The following is a 1,217-nucleotide window of genomic DNA, read 5'->3' on the forward strand; positions in this document are numbered from 1 at the left end:
CGCGGAACCCGACCCACACACCGAGCCCGATACGCAAAACCCAGATCACGAAACATCGGAGTCAGCGACCACCCATCAAAAGCGATGTGGTGCACCACAATTCCCACCACATACTGCTCGGGCCCCACCGAGTAGATCTGCGCACGAATCGGGGCCTCCGCCGACAAATCAAACCGATACGCCGCCAACGCCATCAGTTCATCCGCCACATCGTGCTCCGGCAACGACACCACCGCCGCGCCCCCGCGCCGCCACATCCCCGCCTGGGCGGACAGCACCTCCTGCGACGGCACACCGCCACTGTCGGGAAATACGGTGCGCAGCGTTTCGTGGCGAACCAGGACATCATCGAGGGCGGCGCCCAGCGCCTCGACATCCAGCGCCCCGCTGATCCGAAAAGCGATCGGCGTGTTGTAAACCGGTGAGGGGCCCTGCAATTGGGCCAGGAACCACAACCGGCTCTGAGCAAACGACAACGGAATCACACCGGGACGAACGGCGGGCACCAGCGCCACCCGTCGGCTGTCAACCCTTCCGACGTGCTGCACCAGCTCGCGAATCGCTGGTGCCTCGAACAGGTGGCGGACCGTGACGTGCGCATCGAGTGATTCCTGTACCGCGTCGATCACCCGCATCGCGGTGAGGGAATTGCCGCCGAGGTCGAAGAAGGAGTCGTCGACTCCGACGCGCTCGAGTCCGAGTACCTGGGCGTAAATGCCGGCCAGGATTTCCTCGACCGGGGTGGCCGGAGCGCGGTAACGATCGCCATCGCGGTACTGAGGCGCCGGCAGGGCGCGGGTGTCGAGCTTGCCGTTGACCGTCAACGGCAGCTCATCGAGCACCACCACCGCCGCCGGCACCATATAGGCCGGCAACCGTAGAGCCAGCGCGGCGCGGATCGCGGCCGGCTCAGCTGTCCCGGTGACATAACCCACCAGACACTTATCACCAGGGCGGTCCTCGCGGGCAATGACCGCCGCCTGCTGCACCCCAGCCAGCCCGCACAACACCGCCCGGACTTCACCACACTCAATGCGGTATCCGCGGATCTTGACCTGCTCATCGGCGCGCCCCACATAACGCAACTGCCCATCAGCACCCCACCACACCAAATCCCCGGTGCGATACATCCGTATTCCTAGCATCCCCACGCCGCCGAACGGACACGCCACAAACCGCGACGACGTCAACCCCGCCCGCCGCCAATACCCGAATCT

The 1,217-nt window shown here is 65.3% G+C and carries 1 protein-coding gene; it reads right to left on the minus strand.

What is annotated here, in order from left to right:
• On the minus strand, positions 1 to 1,217 hold a 1,217-nt coding region (locus AWC07_RS03050), incomplete at both ends, for a condensation domain-containing protein (protein WP_139829509.1).

This window comes from Mycobacterium gastri (assembly GCF_002102175.1).
GTDB lineage: Bacteria > Actinomycetota > Actinomycetes > Mycobacteriales > Mycobacteriaceae > Mycobacterium > Mycobacterium gastri.